This window comes from Streptomyces sp. NPDC058470, assembly GCF_042721055.1.
Taxonomy (GTDB): Bacteria; Actinomycetota; Actinomycetes; order Streptomycetales; family Streptomycetaceae; genus Streptomyces.
This window is the reverse complement of sequence record NZ_JBHXMF010000067.1, coordinates 1-16,551: the sequence shown is the minus strand read 5'-3', so window position 1 is coordinate 16,551 and position 16,551 is coordinate 1. Positions and strand designations below refer to the sequence as shown.

Sequence of the window (16,551 nt, the reverse complement as noted above, 5' to 3'; positions counted from 1 at the left end):
GGGTAGGTGGATCTGCCAGCGTACTGACGGGGGTCGTACCGGTTCCGATCGGCGCGTTCGGATGAGCGAGGCGTCCAGGCCGAGAGGCCCCGGGACTGCCCCCCCCGGTCCATCGAAGCCGCCGAAGGAGCCGCCGAGGGCATCGACGGCGCCTTCGCCTCCGACAGTGCCGAACAGGCCCTCGCCCACATGACTGCCCGCCGCTGACCGCGATGCAACTCCGTCAGCCGGTCCCGGTGGCGAAAGGGCCGCCATCTCCGAACACGAGCCGCGCGAAGTTCTCGCCGATGCGGCGGTGTCCCGCGGGATCGGGGTGGACCTCGTCGGGCAGGGGCAGTTCGGCGTAGTCCCTCTCGCCGTAGAGGTCACGGCCGTCGAGGTGGTGCAGGTTCGGGTCGTCGGCCGCCCGCTGTTCGACCGTCCGGGCGAGTTCCTCGCGGATGACGTTGAGCGTCAGGCGCCCGGCGGCCCGTTCGGCAGGGTCGCCCGTGGCCTTGAAGCGCAGGATGCCGTCGGCGAAGTCGGGCGCGAGGGGGCCGGGGGTGTCCTCCTGGACCGGGCACAGGATGGGGGACACGACCAGCAACGGTGTCGTCGGATGCCCCTCGCGGAGCGTGTCCAGGAAGCCGTGGACCGCGGGGGTGAAGGCGCGCAGACGCATCACATCGGCGTTGACGACATTGATGCCGATCTTGAGGCTGATCAGGTCCGCGGGGGTGTCCCGCATCGCACGGGCGGTGAACGGGTCGAGCAGCGCGCTGCCGCTGAATCCCAGGTTGACCAGCTCCACTTCGCCCTGCGCGGCGGCCAGGGCCGGCCAGATGGCGGTCGGGTGGGCGGCGTTCGAGCCGTGGCTGATGGAACTGCCGTGGTGGAGCCACACCTTGCGCCCGTTGTCCCGCGCCGGCTCGACCGGGGCATCGGTGCGCAGGGCGAGCAGCTCGGTGATCTCCGTGTGCGGAAGCCAGATCTCGACGTCCTTGTCATGCGCCGGAAGCCCGGTGAACCGGGCGGTGCCTGCGGGCCCTTCACTCAGTTCGGAGGACTGGGTGACCATGTCGACGATCGTGCGGACGTTACCGCCGGGCACCGTGGTCTGGGCAGCGAGCCGGCCGTCGACCAACAGGTCGTACACGCCGTCCGCGGGGGCCGGGAAGCCTCGGTAAACCCGCTTGGTGGGCAGCGTGTCCAGTTCGATGGCGGTGGCCCGGGTGCGGAAGACCAACCGCACGCCGGAGGGCTGGGCCTCGGCTGCGGCCAGTCGGTCGTCGGGGATCTGTCGGCGAGCCCGAGCGGGCAGACGGTGCGGCAGCAGGCCGTACGCGGTCGGCTCCACGTCGAGGAAGCCGCGCAGCATGTCGGCGGTGACGGGCGTGGTGACAGGTGTGGTCATCCAGTCGTGCTCAGCGTTCATTGCTCATGGTCCTGGGGCTGTGGGGGTGTGGGGCGGTGGGGCGGTGGGGGTGTGGGGCGGTGGGGCGGTGGGGGTGTGGGGCGGTGACTGTTGCTGTGGCTCTGGCCGCGGCCGCGGCCGCTCAAGGCGTGGTCCAGTTGCGCAGGAGGGCGTCCAAGCGGTCGAGGGTCCAGGTCCAGGACTCCTGAGTGTCGACGGCGGTGTGGCTGAAGCTTCCGGCCATCTCCAGGCTGACGTAGCCGTGGAAGACGCTGCCGAGCATCCGGACCGCGTGCGTCTGGTCCGGCTCCGTCAGGTCGTAACCGCGCAGGATCGCCCGCGTCATCTGCGCGTGGCGGACGCCGGCACTGGCGGCCGCGGTCTCGGGGTCGAGCCGGAGCCGCATGGCGGCGTACCGACCGGGGTGCTCCCGGGCGTAGTCGCGGTAGGCATCCGCGAAGGCGGCCAGGGCGTCCTTGCCGGCGCGACCGGCCAGGGCGGCGGCGACCCGGTCGGCGAGTTCCTCGAGCGCGAACAGGGCAATCCTCGTCCTGAGGTCCTGGGAGTTCTTCACGTGCGAGTACAGACTCGCGACCTTGACGTCGAACCTCCGGGCAAGCTCCGAGACGGTCACCTGGTCGAAGCCGACCTCATCTGCCAACTCCGCCCCCGCGCGGGTCAGACGCTCCGTGGTCAGCCCCACTCGAACCATAACCATCCTCCGAATCACCGATGGCTATTATGCATTTACCTAATACCTTTAGGCAAGATAGTCGGCCCCTCAGTCAGTGCTCTCCGTCAGCTCTCTTCGTCAGCTCTCTCCGTCATCCCCTCCGCCAGCACCTCCGCCAAGTGCCGCCCCCTCCGGCCCGCCAGCTGCTCCATCTGCGTACGGCAGGAGAAGCCGTCCGCCAGGATCACCGTGTTGTCCGTGGCGGCCCGTACGGCCGGGAGGAGTTGCTCCTCGGCGCAGGCCGTCGACACCTCGTAGTGGCCCTTCTCGAAGCCGAAGTTGCCGGCGAGGCCACAGCAGCCGCCGGCGAGGGGGCCGGTGAGGCCCGCGGCCTCGCGCAGGCGGCGGTCGGCGGCGTCGCCGAGGACCGCGTGCTGGTGGCAGTGGGTCTGGCCGGTGGCCGGGCGATCCAGCCGGGGTGGGGTCCAGTGCGGGGCGTGCCGTTCCAGGGCCTCCGCGAACGTCGTCACCGCCGCCGCCAGACGTGCCGCACGCGGGTCGTCGTGCAGCAGCTCCGGCAGGTCGGTGCGGAGGGCGGCGGCGCAGCTCGGTTCCAGGACGACGACCGGGGTGCCCGCCTCCAGGTACGGCTCCATCAGGTCGAGCGTGCGGCGCATCACGGTGCGGGCGCGGTCGAGCTGGCCGGTGGAGACGTAGGTCAGGCCGCAGCAGACGCGGTGCCGGCGACGCGGCAGGACCGCGCCGAAACCCGCACCGAAACCCCCGCCGAAACCGATCGGCCCCTTCGCCACGCCATCCCCGATCGGGCCCCGTGACGGCCCGTCCCCGCCGGGACCCCGCACGACCCCCGCCGCCCCGTCCGGTCCCGGAATCCCCCCAGCCTCTTCAGGCATCCCCGCCGGCGTGAACCTCATCGCCCTCGTCGGCGGCAGCAGCACCGTCAGCCCCGCCGCCTCCAGGACGTGTACGGCGGCCTTGCCCACGGACGGCGAGAGGTACTCCGTAAAGGTGTCGGGCCACACGACAACGACCTGCCCACCGGAGCCAAAGCCCGAGCCCGAGCCGGATCCGGCCCCTGTACCGAACCCCGGAAACGGCCCCTGTACCCCCCGCTTGACGCCCCGTACGAACCCCCGCACCCGCGCCCGGAACCTCCGCGACCACCACCGGCTGAAGGTCTCCCGCGCCACCGTCGGAATCCCCCGCTCGGGCGCGATCCCGCCCAGCCGCTTGGCCACCGCCGCCAAAAACCCCACGCCGGCAAGGGAGTTGACAACCCTTGCCATGCGGGTGCCGGCGACGAACCCGAGCCACACCGGCAGCCACCCCATGGCGTAGTGGGCCGCCGGGCGACGGCGACCCTCGTAGTGGTGGTGGAGGAACTCCGCCTTGTACGTGGCCATGTCGACGCCGACCGGGCAGTCGGACCGGCATCCCTTGCAGGACAGGCAGAGGTCCAGCGCGTCGCGGACCTCCGTCGAACGCCACCCGTCCGTCACGACCTCGCCCGCGAGCATCTCGTGGAGCAGCCGCGCCCGTCCTCGCGTGGAGTGCTCCTCCTCGCCGGTCGCCCGGAAGGAGGGGCACATCACGTCCGCGCCGGCCACAGGCGTCGTACGGCACTTCGCCACCCCCACACACCGCCGCACCGCCGCCGAGAAGTCCCCGCCGTCCGCCGGATACCCGAAGGCCACGTCCACCGGCTCTTTCGGCAGCACCGCGAACCGCAGGTTCTCGTCCAGCCGGTGCGGCCGCACCAGCATTCCGGGGTTGAGCAGGTCGTCCGGGTCCCAGATGCCCTTGACCCGCTCGAAGAGGCCGACCATCTCCGCGCCGTACATCCTCGGCAGCAGCTCCGCCCGCGCCTGCCCGTCGCCGTGCTCGCCCGACAGCGAGCCCCCGTGGGACACGACGACGTCCGCGAGCTCCTCGGAGAAGCGCCGGAAGCGACCGATCCCGGCGGCGGTCATCAGGTCGAAGTCGATGCGTACGTGGATGCAACCGTCGCCGAAGTGCCCGTACGGCGCGCCGCGAAGCCCGTGGGCCGTCAGCAGGGCCCGGAAGTCGCGGAGGTAGGGCCCGAGCCGGGCGGGCGGCACCGCGCAGTCCTCCCAGCCGGGCCAGGCCTCGGTGCCGTCGGGCATCCGCGTCGCCGTGCCACTGGCGTCCTCACGCAGCCGCCACAGGGCGCGCTGCCCGGCCGGGTCGGTGACGACGAGGGAGTCGACGACGTCGGCGGCCCGCACGATCGCGTCGCCGCGCGCGCGTGCCTCCGCCGTGTCCGCCCCGCCCGTCTCGACGAAGAGCCAGGCCCCGCCGCGCGGCAACCCCGCGTCGGCCGGTACGAGGTCGGCGGCCATCCCCTCCACCGTCAGCGGGCCGTACGGCAGCAGTCCGGCGGCCGCCTCCGCCGCCGCGCTCTCGTCCGTGTACGCCAGCACGGCCAGCGCCCGCGCGCGGGGGGCCTCGACCAGTCGTACGACCGCCTCGGTCAGCAGCCCCAAGGTGCCCTCGGAGCCGCAGAAGGACCGGGCGACGTCCGCGCCGCGCTCGGGGAGGAGGGCGTCCAGCGCATACCCGGAGATACGGCGCGGGAGGTCCGGGAAGCCCGTGCGCAGGCGCGCCAACTCGCCCTCGACCAGGGGACGGAGGCCGTCGGGGGCGCCTGCCCAGTCCTGCCCCAGCCGCACCGCGGCCCCCTGACCCGTGACCACCGACAGCTCCCGCACGCTGTCCGCCGTCGTGCCCCAGGCGACCGAGTGCGACCCGCACGAGTTGTTGCCGATCATGCCGCCGAGCGTGCAGCGGCCGTGCGTCGAGGGGTCGGGGCCGAAACGCAGGCCGTGCGGGGCGGCGGCGTCCTGGAGGCGGTCCAGTACGACACCGGGCTGGACCACCGCCGTACGGGCATCGGGGTCCACGGAAACGATCCGGTTCATGTGGCGCGTGAAGTCCAGGACGACGCCCGTGCCCGTCGCCTGCCCGGCGATCGACGTGCCGCCACCGCGCGCGACGACCGGCACCCCGTACTCACGGCACACGGCGAGGGCCGCCGCCACGTCGTCCGCGTCGCGCGGGGACACGACGCCCAGCGGGACACGCCGGTAGTTGGACGCGTCCATGGTGGTCAGCGCCCGCGCGGTCACGTCGAAGGCAACCTCGCCGCGCACGGCCTTCCGCAACCCCGCCCGCAGTGCCCCTGGATCAGTCATGTCCCCAGGATGCCCCCGAACACTGACAGTGACCGCCGAGCCACCACGCGAAGATCGCGACCTAAGGGTCGAATGTGGTCGGGATTGCTCAGACCGGGAAACCGGAAGCTTCCCAAGACGATCACTAACTCCCCTATAGTGACGGCCAGTTGAGCATCAAGTGTCGCTTCTCGCCCAGGAACCTCGCCCCCAGGAACCTCGCCCAGGACACGACCGAGGACACGATTCATGACCGCGCCGACAGCGCCCACCCCCTCCGGCGAACGACCCACCCTCCGCGCCACTGCGCCCGTCCCTCTGATCACCGCCGTCCTGGCCGCGGTCGCGGTCGCCGGCGCCGTCCACCTGGCACCCGACTCGGTGCGCGTCCCCCTCGCCTGGGCCGCGGGCGCCGCCGCCCTGCTGCTGTGCGTGGCCGTCGCCGTGGCCACTCGCGCCGTACAGAAGTCGAGGCTGCTGCGCCGTCGGCTCGACACCGTGACCCAGGACGCCGGGCGGCTCCTTCAGGAACGGGCCCGGCTGACCCAGGAGTTCAGCCAGGAACAGGCCCGGCTGACCGGTGACGTGGCCCGCGAGCGGGGCCGCCTGGCCGAGGCGGTGGCACAGGAACGCGTCCAGCTGACCGAGACCACAGCGCAGGAACGCGCCCGCCTCACCGCCGAGTTCACGGCCGAACGGCAGCAGCTCACCGACGAACGGGACCGCCTCACCGCGGAGAACGCCCGCCTTGCCGAGCGCGCCCGGCACGCCACCGGTGACCGCGCCGCCGCACTCGCCTCGACCGCCAACGCGGCCGGCCGGCTGCAGGCCCTGTCCACGGGCATGCTCGCCGACCTGCGCGCCATGGAGGAGCGGCACTCCGACGAGGCGGTCCTCGCCGACCTGCTGCACCTCGACCACCGCACCGCGCAGGCGGGCCGCCTCGCCGACTCCGTCGCCGTCCTCTCGGGCGCGCGCTCCGGCCGCCGCTGGGCGCGGCCCATCGTCATGGAGTCGATCCTGCGCGGCGCGATGGGCCGCATCGGCGGCTACCAGCGTGTCCGCATCCACTCCACCAGCGGTGCCGCCGTCGCCGGGCACGCCGCCGAGGGCGTGATGCACGCGCTCGCCGAACTCCTCGACAACGCCGCGAACTTCTCCCCGCCGACCGCCGAAGTGCATGTGTACGTCGAGGAGGTCCCGGCCGGCGTCATCGTCTCCGTCGAGGACAGCGGGCTGGTGATGGGCGACGTCCAGCTGCGCCGCGCCGAACGTGCCGTGTCCGGCGACACCGTCGGACCGGGCAGGCTCACCGGCACCCGGCTCGGCCTCGCAGTGGTCGGCCGGCTCGCCCGCAAGCACGGCCTGAAGGTGTCCTTCCGGCCCTCCGCACGCGGCGGCACGGGCGTCCTGGTCCTCATCCCCCAGGACCTCCTCGCCTTCCTGCCCCTCACGCTGCCCCTCGACGACGAACCCGCCGAGTCCAAGGCCGAGACCGAGACCGCGTCAGCGCCGGGAGCCGTCCAGCCGCCGCTCCGCGAGCCGTCGTACGCCGCCGCACACGCCCCCGCCGACCTGGACCCGGATCCCGTCCCCACCCACGACTCGCCCCGGCACGAGGAGGGCACCGAGTCGAGCGGCGAGCTCCCCAGGCGCCGCCGCGGTCGCCCCCTCGCGCACGCCGAGCGCAGCCGCGCCCGCGCCACGCCTCCGGCCGACCCGGCCGACCCGGACCCCCGTACCGCCGACAGGTCCAGGTCCCGCGGCGACCGCTTCAGCAGCTTCCGGCAGGCGGTACGCGGTGCGGCGCAGGGCGCCGAGGACGCCGTACACGTCCAGGAAGAACTCGAAGAAGACCTCGAACAGGAACAGGAGGGGGTACGGGACACGGACGCGGTGTCCGCCGTGCCCTCCCAGGCGCCCGCCCCCTCACAGTCACCCGACCACTCACACCCGAAAGGCCACACGACTCCATGACCGGCTCCACCACCGCCGACGAGAAGCTCTCCTGGCTCATCGAGGGGCTGCTTGAGCGCACGCCAGGCACCCGGCACGCGCTCGTGCTCTCGCGTGACGGCCTGAAGCTGTGCCGCACCCCGGAGCTCTCGATCGACCAGGCCGACCAGCTCGCGGCGATCGCCGCCGGCATCCAGTCGCTGTCCCACGGTGCGTCGGTGGAGTTCGGCGACGGCAGCGGGGGCGTACGGTCCGCGATGGCCGAGTTCCACGGCGGAGTCCTGTTCATCGTCGAGGCGGGCGACGGCGCGCACCTGGCGGTGGTCACCGCCGAGGAGGCGGACGCCGGTCTGGTCGGGCACAACATGAGCGAACTCGTCGAACAACTCGGCGAATACCTGAGCGCGCCGCCGCGTACCTCATGAGCCGCCCGGGCCGGGACGACGCCCCCGACCGGCTGTACACCCTCACGGGAGGGCGCAGCGGGTCCGGCCCCGACACCCCCTTCGACCTGGTGACGCTGGTGGTGGCCGAGTGCGAGCCGGCGGCGGGCATGCAGTCGGAGCACGCCGCGATCCTGCGCGTGGCCAAGCGGCCCACGGCGGTCGTCGAGATCGCGGCCGAACTGCGGCTGCCGGTGAGCATCACGAAGGTGCTGCTCTCCGATCTCCTCGCCACCGGCCGGGTCAGCGCCCGTCACCCGCACGTCGCCACTCTTCCCGATCACGACATCCTGGAGCAGGTGCTCGTTGGACTCCGCAACATCTGACGCCGGTACGTCTGCCTGTGTCGCCGCGGCCTCCGACGCCCGTGCCCCTCTCGCGAATGACGCCCGTACGCCGCTGTCCGCGTCGGCCGACAACGGCCTGAAGATCGTGGTCGTCGGTGGTTTCGGCGTCGGCAAGCTGGTCGAGTACCTCCAGAGCCTGTACGCCGCCACGAGCGCACCCGGAGCTCTTGGCGAAACCCTCCTCACATCACCGGAGTTGGCACTGTGACCTCCGCCTCCGTGCCCCTCAGTGGGCCCCGGTTCCAGACCGAGCCCGCCGAGCTGTACCGGGAGTTGCGGCGCGATCACGGTGCCGTGGTGCCGGTCTCGCTGGACGGGGACATACCGGCCTGGCTGGTGCTCGGCTATCGCGAACTGCACCAGGTCACCGGCGATCCCGTGCTGTTCAGCCGGGACTCCGACCTGTGGAACCAGTGGCCGGGCATCCCCGACGACTGGCCGATGCTGCCGATGATCGGCCGCGGGCAGCCCTCCATCCTCTACACGGTCGGCGAACGTCACCGGGTGCGCGCCGCGATGATCAGCGACGCCCTCGAAGCCGTCGACCCCTTCGAACTGCGCAGCCACGCCGAGAAGTTCGCCGACGAGCTCATCGACGCGGTGAGCGCCAAGGGCGAGGCGGACCTCATCGGGGACTACGCGGCGCTGCTGCCCGTCCGTGTCCTCGCCACGCTCTACGGCTTCACCGACGAGCAGGGACCCGGCCTGGTCACCGCCCTCAACGACATCACCAACGGTACGGCGTCCGCACTGGCGGGGCAGCAGCATCTGGCGGCGTCCATGGGGCAGCTGCTCGCCGACCGGAAGGTGACTCCCGCGGACGACGTGGTCAGCCGCATGTTGGCGACGGCACTCACCCAGGAGGCCGAGGGCACGGGCTCGGCCTCGGCCTCAGGCTCGGGCTCAGGCACGGGCACGGGCACGGGCACGGGCTCGGCCTCAGGCTCAGGCACGGGCTCGGCCTCAGGCTCGGGCTCAGGCACGGGCTTCACGGACGAGGAGATCGTCCAGGACCTGATGGTCGTGCTGGCCGCGGGCCACCAGCCGACCGCCGACTGGATCGGCAACTCGCTGCGCCTGATGCTCACGGACGACCGGTTCGCGGCCTCGCTGTTCGGCGGCCGGAACAGCGTCGCCGAGGCCATGAACGAGGTCCTCTGGGAGGACACCCCCTCCCAGAACGTCGCCGGCCGCTGGGCCTCCCGCGACACCCAGCTCGGCGGCCGCCGCATCCGCTCCGGCGACCTGCTCATCCTCGGGCTCCAGGGCGCCAACTCCGACCCCCAGGTCCGTACCGACGTCTCCGCGCTCACCGGCGGGAACAGCGCCCACTTCTCCTTCGGCCACGGCGCCCACCGCTGTCCGTTCCCGGCGCAGGAGATCGCGGAGATCATCGCGCGGACCGGGATCGAGGTCGTACTGGACCGGCTGCCGGACATCGACCTGGCCGTGCCCGCCGAGTCGCTGGCCCGGCGGCCCTCCCCATGGCTGCGGGGGCTGACCGAACTGCCCGTGCGCTTCTCCCCCACCCGGGCCCTCGGCGGGACCTCCGCATGAGCGCCGCCGACGCCGAAGAGGCCCGTGGCGTCCTGGCCCCTTCGTCACCGACCTCGGCTCACTCCGGCCTCCTCGCCCTCGCCCCGTCTCACCCGACGGACGAGGTTTCACCCAGGTTTCCGGAAGCCGCTAGGCTCGCGGGGTGGCTGATATCGAGATCCCCGCTGACATCAAGCCCGCCGACGGTCGTTTCGGCGCGGGCCCCTCCAAGGTGCGTACGGAGGCGCTGGACGCCCTGGCGGCGACCGGCAGTTCTCTGCTCGGTACGTCCCACCGCCAGGCCCCGGTCAAGAACCTGGTCGGCAAGGTGCGCGAGGGTGTGAGCGCGCTGTTCTCACTCCCCGAGGGCTACGAGGTCGTCCTCGGCAACGGCGGCTCCACCGCGTTCTGGGACGTGGCGACCCACGGGCTCATCGAGAGCAAGTCGCAGCACCTCACCTTCGGTGAGTTCAGCTCCAAGTTCGCGAAGGCGGCCAAGCTCGCCCCGTGGCTGGCCGAGCCGACCGTGATCTCCTCCGACCCGGGCACACACCCCGAGCCGACGGCCGAGGCGAGCGTGGACGTCTACGCCTTCACCCACAACGAGACGTCCACCGGTGTCGCGGCCCCCATCAAGCGCGTGGCCGGCGCCGACGACGGCTCCCTCGTCCTGGTGGACGCCACCTCCGGCGCCGGCGGCCTCCCCGTCGACATCGCCGAGACCGACGTCTACTACTTCGCCCCGCAGAAGTCCTTCGCCTCCGACGGCGGCCTGTGGATCGGCGTCTTCTCCCCGGCGGCGATCGAGCGCGCCGAGCGGATCCACGCGAGCGGGCGCCACGTACCGGAGTTCTTCTCGCTCCCCACGGCGATCGACAACTCGCGCAAGAACCAGACGTACAACACCCCGGCGCTCGCCACCCTCTTCCTGCTCAACGAGCAGCTGGAGTGGATCAACGGCCAGGGCGGCCTGGACTGGTCGGTGCGCCGCACCGCCACCTCCGCGCGCACGCTGTACGGCTGGGCCGAGGACGTCAAGTACGCGACCCCGTTCGTCACCGACCCCGCCAAGCGCTCCCAGGTCATCGGCACGATCGACTTCGCGGACGAGATCGACGCCGCCGCCGTCGCCAAGGTTCTGCGCGCCAACGGCATCGTCGACACCGAGCCCTACCGCAAGCTCGGCCGCAACCAGCTCCGCGTCGCGATGTTCCCGGCCATCGACCCGGCGGACGTCGAGGCGCTGACGCAGTGCATCGACTACGTGATCGAGAAGCTGTAACCGTCTCTACGTGAAGAGGGGCGCCCGGCACGTGAATCGTGCCGCGCGCCCCTCTCTCGTCAGTGGCTCAGCTTCCTGAACCGCCGCACCGCGAGCGGCAGGAAGATCAGCGTCAGGATCGCCGGCCACACGCCCGCCATCAGCAGCGCGTGCTGCTCGACCCACGAGTCCCCGCTGCCCACCGGCGTTCCGAACAGCTCACGCGCGGCGGCCGCCGTGGACGAGATCGGGTTCCAGGCCGCGACGAAGCCGAGCCAGTCCGGCATGAGCTGCGGCGCGACGAAGATGCTGGAGATCATCGTCAGCGGGAAGGCCACCGCGAACAACCCGCCCGCCGCCTCCGGGTTGGGCACCATCAGACCGAGCCACACGCCGAGCCAGATCAGCGCGAAGCGCAGCCAGAGCAGCAACGCGAAGGCCGCCAGGAAGGCGAGTCCGCCGTCGGGACGCCAGCCCATCGCGAACGCGGTGAGCATCAGGATCGTCAACTCCGCGCAGGCGCCGAGCAGATCCGTCACCCCGCGACCGGAGACCACGGCGGACGGCGCCATCGGCATCGAGCGGAACCGGTCGATGACACCCCGGGTCGCGTCGTAGACCACGACGGTCGCGGTGTTGATGAAGCCGAAGGCCATCGTCATCACGAACATGCCCGGCATCAGGAAGTCCTTGTAGTCCCCGCCCCCGGGCACCTTCATCGCACTGCCGAAGACATACCCGTACAGCAGCACGGAGAGGATCGGGAAACCCAACTGCCAGACGATGTTGATGGGTTGGCGCTGGTAGTGGGTCAGTCCGCGCCGGACGACGTTCCAGCAGTCGACAACTGCCCAGTACGTACGACCATGACCGCTCGGCCCGGCCGGCTCCAGCGCGCTCATGCCGCCTCCTTCGTACTCGTGTCCGTCTCCGTACGGTGTCCGGTCAGGCGCAGGAACACGTCGTCGAGACTCGGCCTGCGCAGCCCGATGTCCTCGACCGAGACACCCTCGTCCTGGAGGGTGCGCGCCACGTCGGTGAGCGCGGCCACCCGGTCGGTCACCGGCGCGTGGACGCGGAGTTCGGTCTCGTCCGACTCCGGTTCGCCGTCCGCGACCCGGGCCACGACCTTCACCACCCGCGGGATGTCGGCGCGTTCGCTCACCACGACCTCGATACGGTCACCGCCGACCGTGTCTTTCAGCCCGTCGGGCGTGTCGTCCGCGATGGCCCGGCCCTGGTCGATCACCGTGATGTGCGAGGCGAGCTTGTCGGCCTCCTCCAGGTACTGCGTGGTCAGCAGCACGGTCGTACCGCCGGTCACCAATGCCCGTACGGAATCCCAGACTTCGCCCCGGCCGCGCGGGTCGAGTCCGGTCGTCGGCTCGTCCAGGAACAGCACGCTCGGGGTGAGGATCATCGACGCGGCGAGGTCGAGCCGGCGCCGCATGCCGCCGCTGTACTTCCCGACTCCCTTGTCTGCGGCCTCGACGAGGTCGAACTGCTCAAGGAGCTCCCCGGCCCGCAGCCGCGCCCTGCGTCCGCCCAGATGGAACAGCCGGCCGAACATCTCCAGGTTCTGCCGCCCGCTGAGTACCTCGTCCACCGCCGCGTACTGACCGGTGAGCCCGATCCGCGCCCGCACCTCCCGCGGCTGCCGTGCCACGTCCAGACAGGCCACCGTCGCGCTCCCGCCGTCCAGCCGCAGGAGCGTGGCGAGGATACGGACGGCGGTGGTCTTGCCCGCACCGTTCGGCCCGAGCAGGCCGTGCACCGTCCCCTCCCGCACCGCCAGATCGAAGCCGTCGAGCGCGCGCTTGTCTCCGTACCGCTTCTCCAGGCCCTCGGCCCGTACCGCGTAACCGCCGCTCATGGGTCCCCTTCCCCTTGATCGAGCACTAACTGAGTACACCGTACCCTATTACGCGTACAACGTACCCAGTTTTTCTTCGCGGAACTAAGCTGCACCCATGAAGAGCAGCACGGAGACCAGCGGCAGCGGTGACATCAGGCGCACGCTCGAACTGCTGTGGGACACCGGCAAGCGCCCCAGCCGCGGCCCCAAGCCGGGCCTGACGCTGGAGGGAATCGTGGAGGCGGCGATCCGGGTCGCGAACGCCGAGGGCCTTGAGGCGGTCTCGATGCGCCGGATCGCCACCGAACTCGGCACCGGCGCGATGTCCCTCTACCGCTATGTCCCCGGCAAGGGAGAGCTGCTCGACCTGATGCTGGACCGGGTCCAGCGGCCGTCCGAGAACCCCGCCGACCTCGGCGACGGCAGCTGGCGCTCGGCTCTGGAGGCCCTGGGCCGCGCGACCCTCGCCCTCTACCGGCGCCACCCCTGGCTGCTCCAGGTCAACCAGTCACGCCCGATCCTCGGCCCGAGCGCCCTCGACGGCATGGAGAAGATGCTCTCCCGCATCAAACCGATGGGCCTGACCGATCCCGAGCTGGTCTCGACGATCATCATGATCGACGGATATGTCGTCGGGGCCGCCCGCACACAGGTGCACCACGAGGAAGCGGAACGCAGAACCGGGCTGACGGACGCCGAGTTCTGGCAGGCCCACGTCCCCGTCTTCGAGAAGGTCATGACCGACGGCAACCACCCCTACCTCGCCGCGCTCAGCGAGGACGCCTTCAGCCCCGACTTCGACCACTTCGAGTTCGGCCTTCAGCGCATCCTGGACGGCCTCGAAACGTTCGTCGCCCAGCGCGGCGAAGGGTGACGGCTACGACCGTCGCAGCAACCGCTTGAATCCGATGACGACGACAAGCCCGACGGCCACGGCAAGGGCACCGACCTTGAAGCCATCACCGTCATCGCCCCCCTGTGCCGCTGAACTCCCGCTCCCGGACGGCGACTTGGATGATGCTTCGCCGGTGTCCCCGGGGGCGTCCTCCGCGACGACCGAACTCCCGGCGCCTTCGCTGCCGAGCATGATTTTGGTCCCGTCGGTGGTGTAACTGACGGACTCCCCCTGCCCGAGGGGCACGCTGATCCGCTCCAGCTTCTTGATCTTCCCGTCGTTCCAGTCGTACGCGATCCCGCCGAAGTATCCGCGTACGGCGAGCCGCGTGCCGTCCGGGGAGAAGGCGGCGTCGGTGGCCCACAGGTCGACGGCGACGACGGGCTTGAAGACGTTGGTCCCGGAGGCGGAGAGCTTGGCGGGCCCCTCGTACAGGTGCCCGCCGTCCTCCTGCTTGTCGATGATGTAGACCCGCCCGGTCGTGGGGTGCACGACGAGCGACTCGGCGTCGCGGGGTCCGTCGGAGTACTTGACCACGTACTGCGTGGCGCGGATCGTCTGGTCCTTGAGCTGCTTGGGCTCGGACAGCTGATAGACCCACACGTAGTCCCAGACGACGCCGTCGTTGTCGCCGATGTCCCCGACGTAGATCTGGTTGTCCGGCCCGATCGAGATGGCCTCGACGTCGCGCGGCATGCCCACGCCGGTCATGGTGATCGTCGCGACGGTCTCGCCGGTGCGACTGTCGACGGCGTAGAGGTAGGCGCCGGTGTCCTGGTCGTTGTGGGTCCAGTAGATCCCGGGGTGCTGCCGGGAGGCGGCAAGCCCGCTGGACTCGGTGATGCGGGGATCCTTGATCGTGAACCCCTCGTCACCGTCACCGTCGGCGGCGAAGACGGGCGCGGCGAACGCACCCATGAGAAGGACCCCGGCAAGAAACACGAGCGGTCGGCGCATGCCCCAAGCCTGCCATCCCGGACCGACGTTCACATCGCCCGCGCCCGACCGACGGCCCGACCAACCACGAGGCATGTCCCCCCTCACGCACCCGCACCCCCACCGCCCGTGAGGCGTGTCCAGCTTCACACCCCCACCCTCGATGGCACCCGCACCGATCGTCCATGATGAGCGAATGCTCAGGTTGATGCCCGTCGGCGACTCCATGACGATCGGAAGCGCCGGCGAACACACATGGCGTTACCGGATGTGGCAGCACCTGCGCGAGACGTACGCGGGCCCGTTCCGGATCGTCGGCCCGCGCGAGACGCTCTACGACAAGGCGACGGAGTCCCCCGACTCGTACGAGTACGCGGACCCGGACTTCCCCCGCGCCCACCTCGCGGGCTGGGGCGAGGGCTGGCTCCACATGACCCCGCTGATCCGCGAGGCGGTCCGCTCGCAGCGCGCCGACATCCTGCTGGTCTCCCTGGGCCTGATCGACCTGGGCTTCTACACGAACGCGACGCAGACGGCGGACAACGCCCGCGCCTTCGTCGCGGAGGCCCGCGCCGCGAACCCGCGCATCCGCATGGTCGTACTCCCGGTGACACCGAACGTCCGCGCCGAGTCCGATGCCGCCTTCGCCACCGAGGTCGCCGCCTTCAACGAACTCCTCGCCAAGACCGTCGCCGACCTCGACGAACCCCGCTCCCCCCTCCTCCTGACCTCGCCCCCGTCCCCGTACGACGTCAACCTCGACACCTACGACGGCACGCACCCCAACGAGAGCGGCGAACACCGCATCGCGGAGGCCTTCGCAGAGGCGATGTACCAGTCCTGGGACCTGGGCGAGCCTTACACCACCTGACCGGGCCCACCGCACCCGCGACGACGGCAAGCACTCTTCCCCCGACCCGCCCCCGCCAACTCCCCACCCTCGACTGAAAAGCGCCGTAGCCAGTCACCGTGCGTATCGTTGTACCGCGCGGCTGCGCTCGACCGAGTTGCGGCCGGGGAGGAGCGCCACGATGACCGTCCTTGAAGACAGGATCGAGATGGCCGACAGCAGCGGCGAACTCACGCTCGACATGATGTTCGAGTGGCTGGAGAGGATGCCCGTCCCCGAGGGATACAGGGTCGAGATCGTCGGGGGAAACATCTTCATGTCGCCGCAGCGAGACATCCACTGGGAGATCATCCGCTGGATCGTACGGGCATTGGAGGACACGTTCGGCATGAAGGTGAAGGTCTTCTCGGACGTGCGCATCGACTTTCCAGGTCATCTGAACGGCTTCTGCCCGGACGTCGCCAAGCTGCGCGACAACTCGACCAAGGACTCCGAAGGTCACTGGCGCCACCAGGACGTCGAGTTCGTCGCCGAGGTCATCTCCAAGAAGACGGCCGCCAACGACTACGGCCCCAAGAAGACCGCGTACGCCCTCGCCGAGGTCCCCGTCTACCTCGTCGCCGACCCGTACCAGGGCAGGTGCCACGTCTACACCCACCCCAAGGACGGCGACTACGCAACGGAGACGAAGGTCGCCTTCGGAGACGACGTAGACCTCACCGCCACCACAGTCGGCCTCACCCTCAAAACCAAAGACTTCCCCCGCGACTGACCCCACCCCACCCGCTGCCCTTGCTCAGAGCGCACTCCACGTCGTTGGCTTGGTAGTCATGAAGTACACGCAGCTCGGACGCACAGGACTCAAGGTCAGCCGGCTCGTCCTCGGCACCATGAACTTCGGTCCGCAGTCCGGTGAGGCCGACAGCCACGCCATCATGGACGCGGCACTGGACGCGTGAATCAACTACTTCAACACGGCCAAGCAGGCATTTTGATACACCTAGGTGTGCGATGACCGCCGCCCCGCAGAGGAGCGGCGGTCATGGGCTCGGAGAGCCTGCCGATCACCAGGCGAAGGCCTCCGGGGAAGGACCGGGGCCCGGGAAGATTTCGTCAAGGCCGGCCAGCACCTCGTCCGACAGCTCCAGCTCGACGGCGCGCAGCGCGGACTCAAGCTGTTCGGCGGTGCGCGGG

The 16,551-nt window shown here is 70.8% G+C and carries 14 protein-coding genes and 3 pseudogenes; 10 read left to right on the top strand and 7 right to left on the bottom strand.

Annotation, left to right across the window (positions count from 1 at the left end; all coding sequences use genetic code 11):
* Positions 1-223 precede the first annotated feature (223 nt).
* From ACFWP7_RS35730 to ACFWP7_RS35720, 3 genes are all read right to left on the bottom strand, one after another.
* A complete protein-coding gene (locus ACFWP7_RS35730; protein WP_384390446.1) occupies positions 224-1,414 on the bottom strand; it encodes a GDSL-type esterase/lipase family protein in 1,191 nt (396 codons plus the stop codon).
* A gap of 121 nt (positions 1,415-1,535) precedes the next feature.
* Positions 1,536-2,105 (bottom strand): TetR/AcrR family transcriptional regulator, encoded by a 570-nt coding sequence (locus ACFWP7_RS35725; protein ID WP_384390443.1) that lies wholly within the window; start codon positions 2,103-2,105, stop codon positions 1,536-1,538.
* An 86-nt stretch (positions 2,106-2,191) separates the two neighbouring features.
* Positions 2,192-5,299, bottom strand: a complete 3,108-nt coding sequence (locus tag ACFWP7_RS35720; RefSeq protein ID WP_384390440.1) for an FAD-binding and (Fe-S)-binding domain-containing protein — start codon at positions 5,297-5,299, stop codon at positions 2,192-2,194.
* A 228-nt stretch (positions 5,300-5,527) separates the two neighbouring features.
* On the opposite strand from ACFWP7_RS35720, the gene ACFWP7_RS35715 reads away from it, so the two are divergent.
* From ACFWP7_RS35715 to serC, 6 genes and pseudogenes are all read left to right on the top strand, one after another.
* Positions 5,528-7,255 (top strand): sensor histidine kinase, encoded by a 1,728-nt coding sequence (locus tag ACFWP7_RS35715; RefSeq protein WP_384390437.1) that lies wholly within the window; start codon positions 5,528-5,530, stop codon positions 7,253-7,255.
* The gene (locus ACFWP7_RS35710) at positions 7,252-7,659 is read left to right on the top strand and encodes a roadblock/LC7 domain-containing protein (RefSeq protein WP_384390434.1); all 408 of its coding nucleotides are present in this window, start codon (positions 7,252-7,254) and stop codon (positions 7,657-7,659) included. Before ACFWP7_RS35715 ends, ACFWP7_RS35710 begins: the two co-directional genes overlap by 4 nt.
* Positions 7,656-8,003, top strand: a complete 348-nt coding sequence (locus ACFWP7_RS35705) for a DUF742 domain-containing protein (protein WP_384390432.1) — start codon at positions 7,656-7,658, stop codon at positions 8,001-8,003. Before ACFWP7_RS35710 ends, ACFWP7_RS35705 begins: the two co-directional genes overlap by 4 nt.
* Positions 7,984-8,139, top strand: a pseudogene (locus tag ACFWP7_RS35700) (ATP/GTP-binding protein); the annotation flags it as partial. The gene ACFWP7_RS35705 and the pseudogene ACFWP7_RS35700, both read left to right, overlap by 20 nt.
* Positions 8,140-8,228: 89 nt before the next feature.
* The gene (locus ACFWP7_RS35695; RefSeq protein WP_384390430.1) at positions 8,229-9,581 is read left to right on the top strand and encodes a cytochrome P450; all 1,353 of its coding nucleotides are present in this window, start codon (positions 8,229-8,231) and stop codon (positions 9,579-9,581) included.
* Between the two features lie 142 nt (positions 9,582-9,723).
* Positions 9,724-10,842 carry a phosphoserine transaminase gene (serC, locus tag ACFWP7_RS35690; protein ID WP_384390428.1) on the top strand — a complete coding sequence of 373 codons (1,119 nt, stop codon included), beginning with the start codon at positions 9,724-9,726 and terminating at the stop codon, positions 10,840-10,842.
* Positions 10,843-10,901: 59 nt separating this feature from the next.
* Here the strand turns inward: serC and ACFWP7_RS35685 are convergent, their stop codons facing one another.
* On the bottom strand, positions 10,902-11,723 hold the full coding sequence (locus ACFWP7_RS35685; protein WP_384390425.1) for an ABC transporter permease: 822 nt from the start codon (positions 11,721-11,723) through the stop codon (positions 10,902-10,904).
* Positions 11,720-12,694, bottom strand: coding sequence for an ATP-binding cassette domain-containing protein (locus ACFWP7_RS35680; RefSeq protein ID WP_384390423.1), 975 nt, complete (start codon positions 12,692-12,694; stop codon positions 11,720-11,722). Before ACFWP7_RS35680 ends, ACFWP7_RS35685 begins: the two co-directional genes overlap by 4 nt.
* Positions 12,695-12,791: 97 nt before the next feature.
* On the opposite strand from ACFWP7_RS35680, the gene ACFWP7_RS35675 reads away from it, so the two are divergent.
* Positions 12,792-13,550, top strand: a complete 759-nt coding sequence (locus ACFWP7_RS35675; RefSeq protein WP_384390420.1) for a TetR/AcrR family transcriptional regulator — start codon at positions 12,792-12,794, stop codon at positions 13,548-13,550.
* Positions 13,551-13,553: 3 nt separating this feature from the next.
* Here ACFWP7_RS35675 and ACFWP7_RS35670 read toward each other — a convergent pair whose 3' ends face one another.
* Entirely contained in the window at positions 13,554-14,528 is a 975-nt protein-coding gene (locus ACFWP7_RS35670; RefSeq protein ID WP_384390417.1) for a WD40 repeat domain-containing protein, read from the bottom strand.
* A 175-nt stretch (positions 14,529-14,703) separates the two neighbouring features.
* Here ACFWP7_RS35670 and ACFWP7_RS35665 point away from each other — a divergent pair, with 175 nt between their 5' ends.
* The 3 genes and pseudogenes from ACFWP7_RS35665 to ACFWP7_RS35655 all read left to right on the top strand — a co-directional run.
* Complete coding sequence (locus ACFWP7_RS35665; protein WP_384390414.1) at positions 14,704-15,378, top strand: SGNH/GDSL hydrolase family protein; 675 nt, start codon at positions 14,704-14,706, stop codon at positions 15,376-15,378.
* A gap of 160 nt (positions 15,379-15,538) precedes the next feature.
* On the top strand, positions 15,539-16,129 hold the full coding sequence (locus ACFWP7_RS35660) for a Uma2 family endonuclease (protein WP_384390411.1): 591 nt from the start codon (positions 15,539-15,541) through the stop codon (positions 16,127-16,129).
* Between the two features lie 58 nt (positions 16,130-16,187).
* Positions 16,188-16,313: pseudogene (locus ACFWP7_RS35655) on the top strand (aldo/keto reductase); the annotation flags it as partial.
* Between the two features lie 108 nt (positions 16,314-16,421).
* Here ACFWP7_RS35655 and ACFWP7_RS35650 read toward each other — a convergent pair.
* A pseudogene (locus ACFWP7_RS35650) lies at positions 16,422-16,551 on the bottom strand (aldo/keto reductase); the annotation flags it as partial.

What these genes read in the sequence shown, in the direction of transcription:
- ACFWP7_RS35730 (WP_384390446.1), bottom strand. Translation starts at nt 1,414, where the DNA reads ATGAACGCTGAGCACGACTGGATGACCACACCTGTCACCACGCCCGTC.
- ACFWP7_RS35725 (WP_384390443.1), bottom strand. Translation starts at nt 2,105, where the DNA reads ATGGTTCGAGTGGGGCTGACCACGGAGCGTCTGACCCGCGCGGGGGCG.
- ACFWP7_RS35720 (WP_384390440.1), bottom strand. Translation starts at nt 5,299, where the DNA reads ATGACTGATCCAGGGGCACTGCGGGCGGGGTTGCGGAAGGCCGTGCGC.
- ACFWP7_RS35715 (WP_384390437.1), top strand. Translation starts at nt 5,528, where the DNA reads ATGACCGCGCCGACAGCGCCCACCCCCTCCGGCGAACGACCCACCCTC.
- ACFWP7_RS35710 (WP_384390434.1), top strand. Translation starts at nt 7,252, where the DNA reads ATGACCGGCTCCACCACCGCCGACGAGAAGCTCTCCTGGCTCATCGAG.
- ACFWP7_RS35705 (WP_384390432.1), top strand. Translation starts at nt 7,656, where the DNA reads ATGAGCCGCCCGGGCCGGGACGACGCCCCCGACCGGCTGTACACCCTC.
- ACFWP7_RS35685 (WP_384390425.1), bottom strand. Translation starts at nt 11,723, where the DNA reads ATGAGCGCGCTGGAGCCGGCCGGGCCGAGCGGTCATGGTCGTACGTAC.
- ACFWP7_RS35680 (WP_384390423.1), bottom strand. Translation starts at nt 12,694, where the DNA reads ATGAGCGGCGGTTACGCGGTACGGGCCGAGGGCCTGGAGAAGCGGTAC.
- ACFWP7_RS35675 (WP_384390420.1), top strand. Translation starts at nt 12,792, where the DNA reads ATGAAGAGCAGCACGGAGACCAGCGGCAGCGGTGACATCAGGCGCACG.
- ACFWP7_RS35670 (WP_384390417.1), bottom strand. Translation starts at nt 14,528, where the DNA reads ATGCGCCGACCGCTCGTGTTTCTTGCCGGGGTCCTTCTCATGGGTGCG.
- ACFWP7_RS35665 (WP_384390414.1), top strand. Translation starts at nt 14,704, where the DNA reads ATGCTCAGGTTGATGCCCGTCGGCGACTCCATGACGATCGGAAGCGCC.
- ACFWP7_RS35660 (WP_384390411.1), top strand. Translation starts at nt 15,539, where the DNA reads ATGACCGTCCTTGAAGACAGGATCGAGATGGCCGACAGCAGCGGCGAA.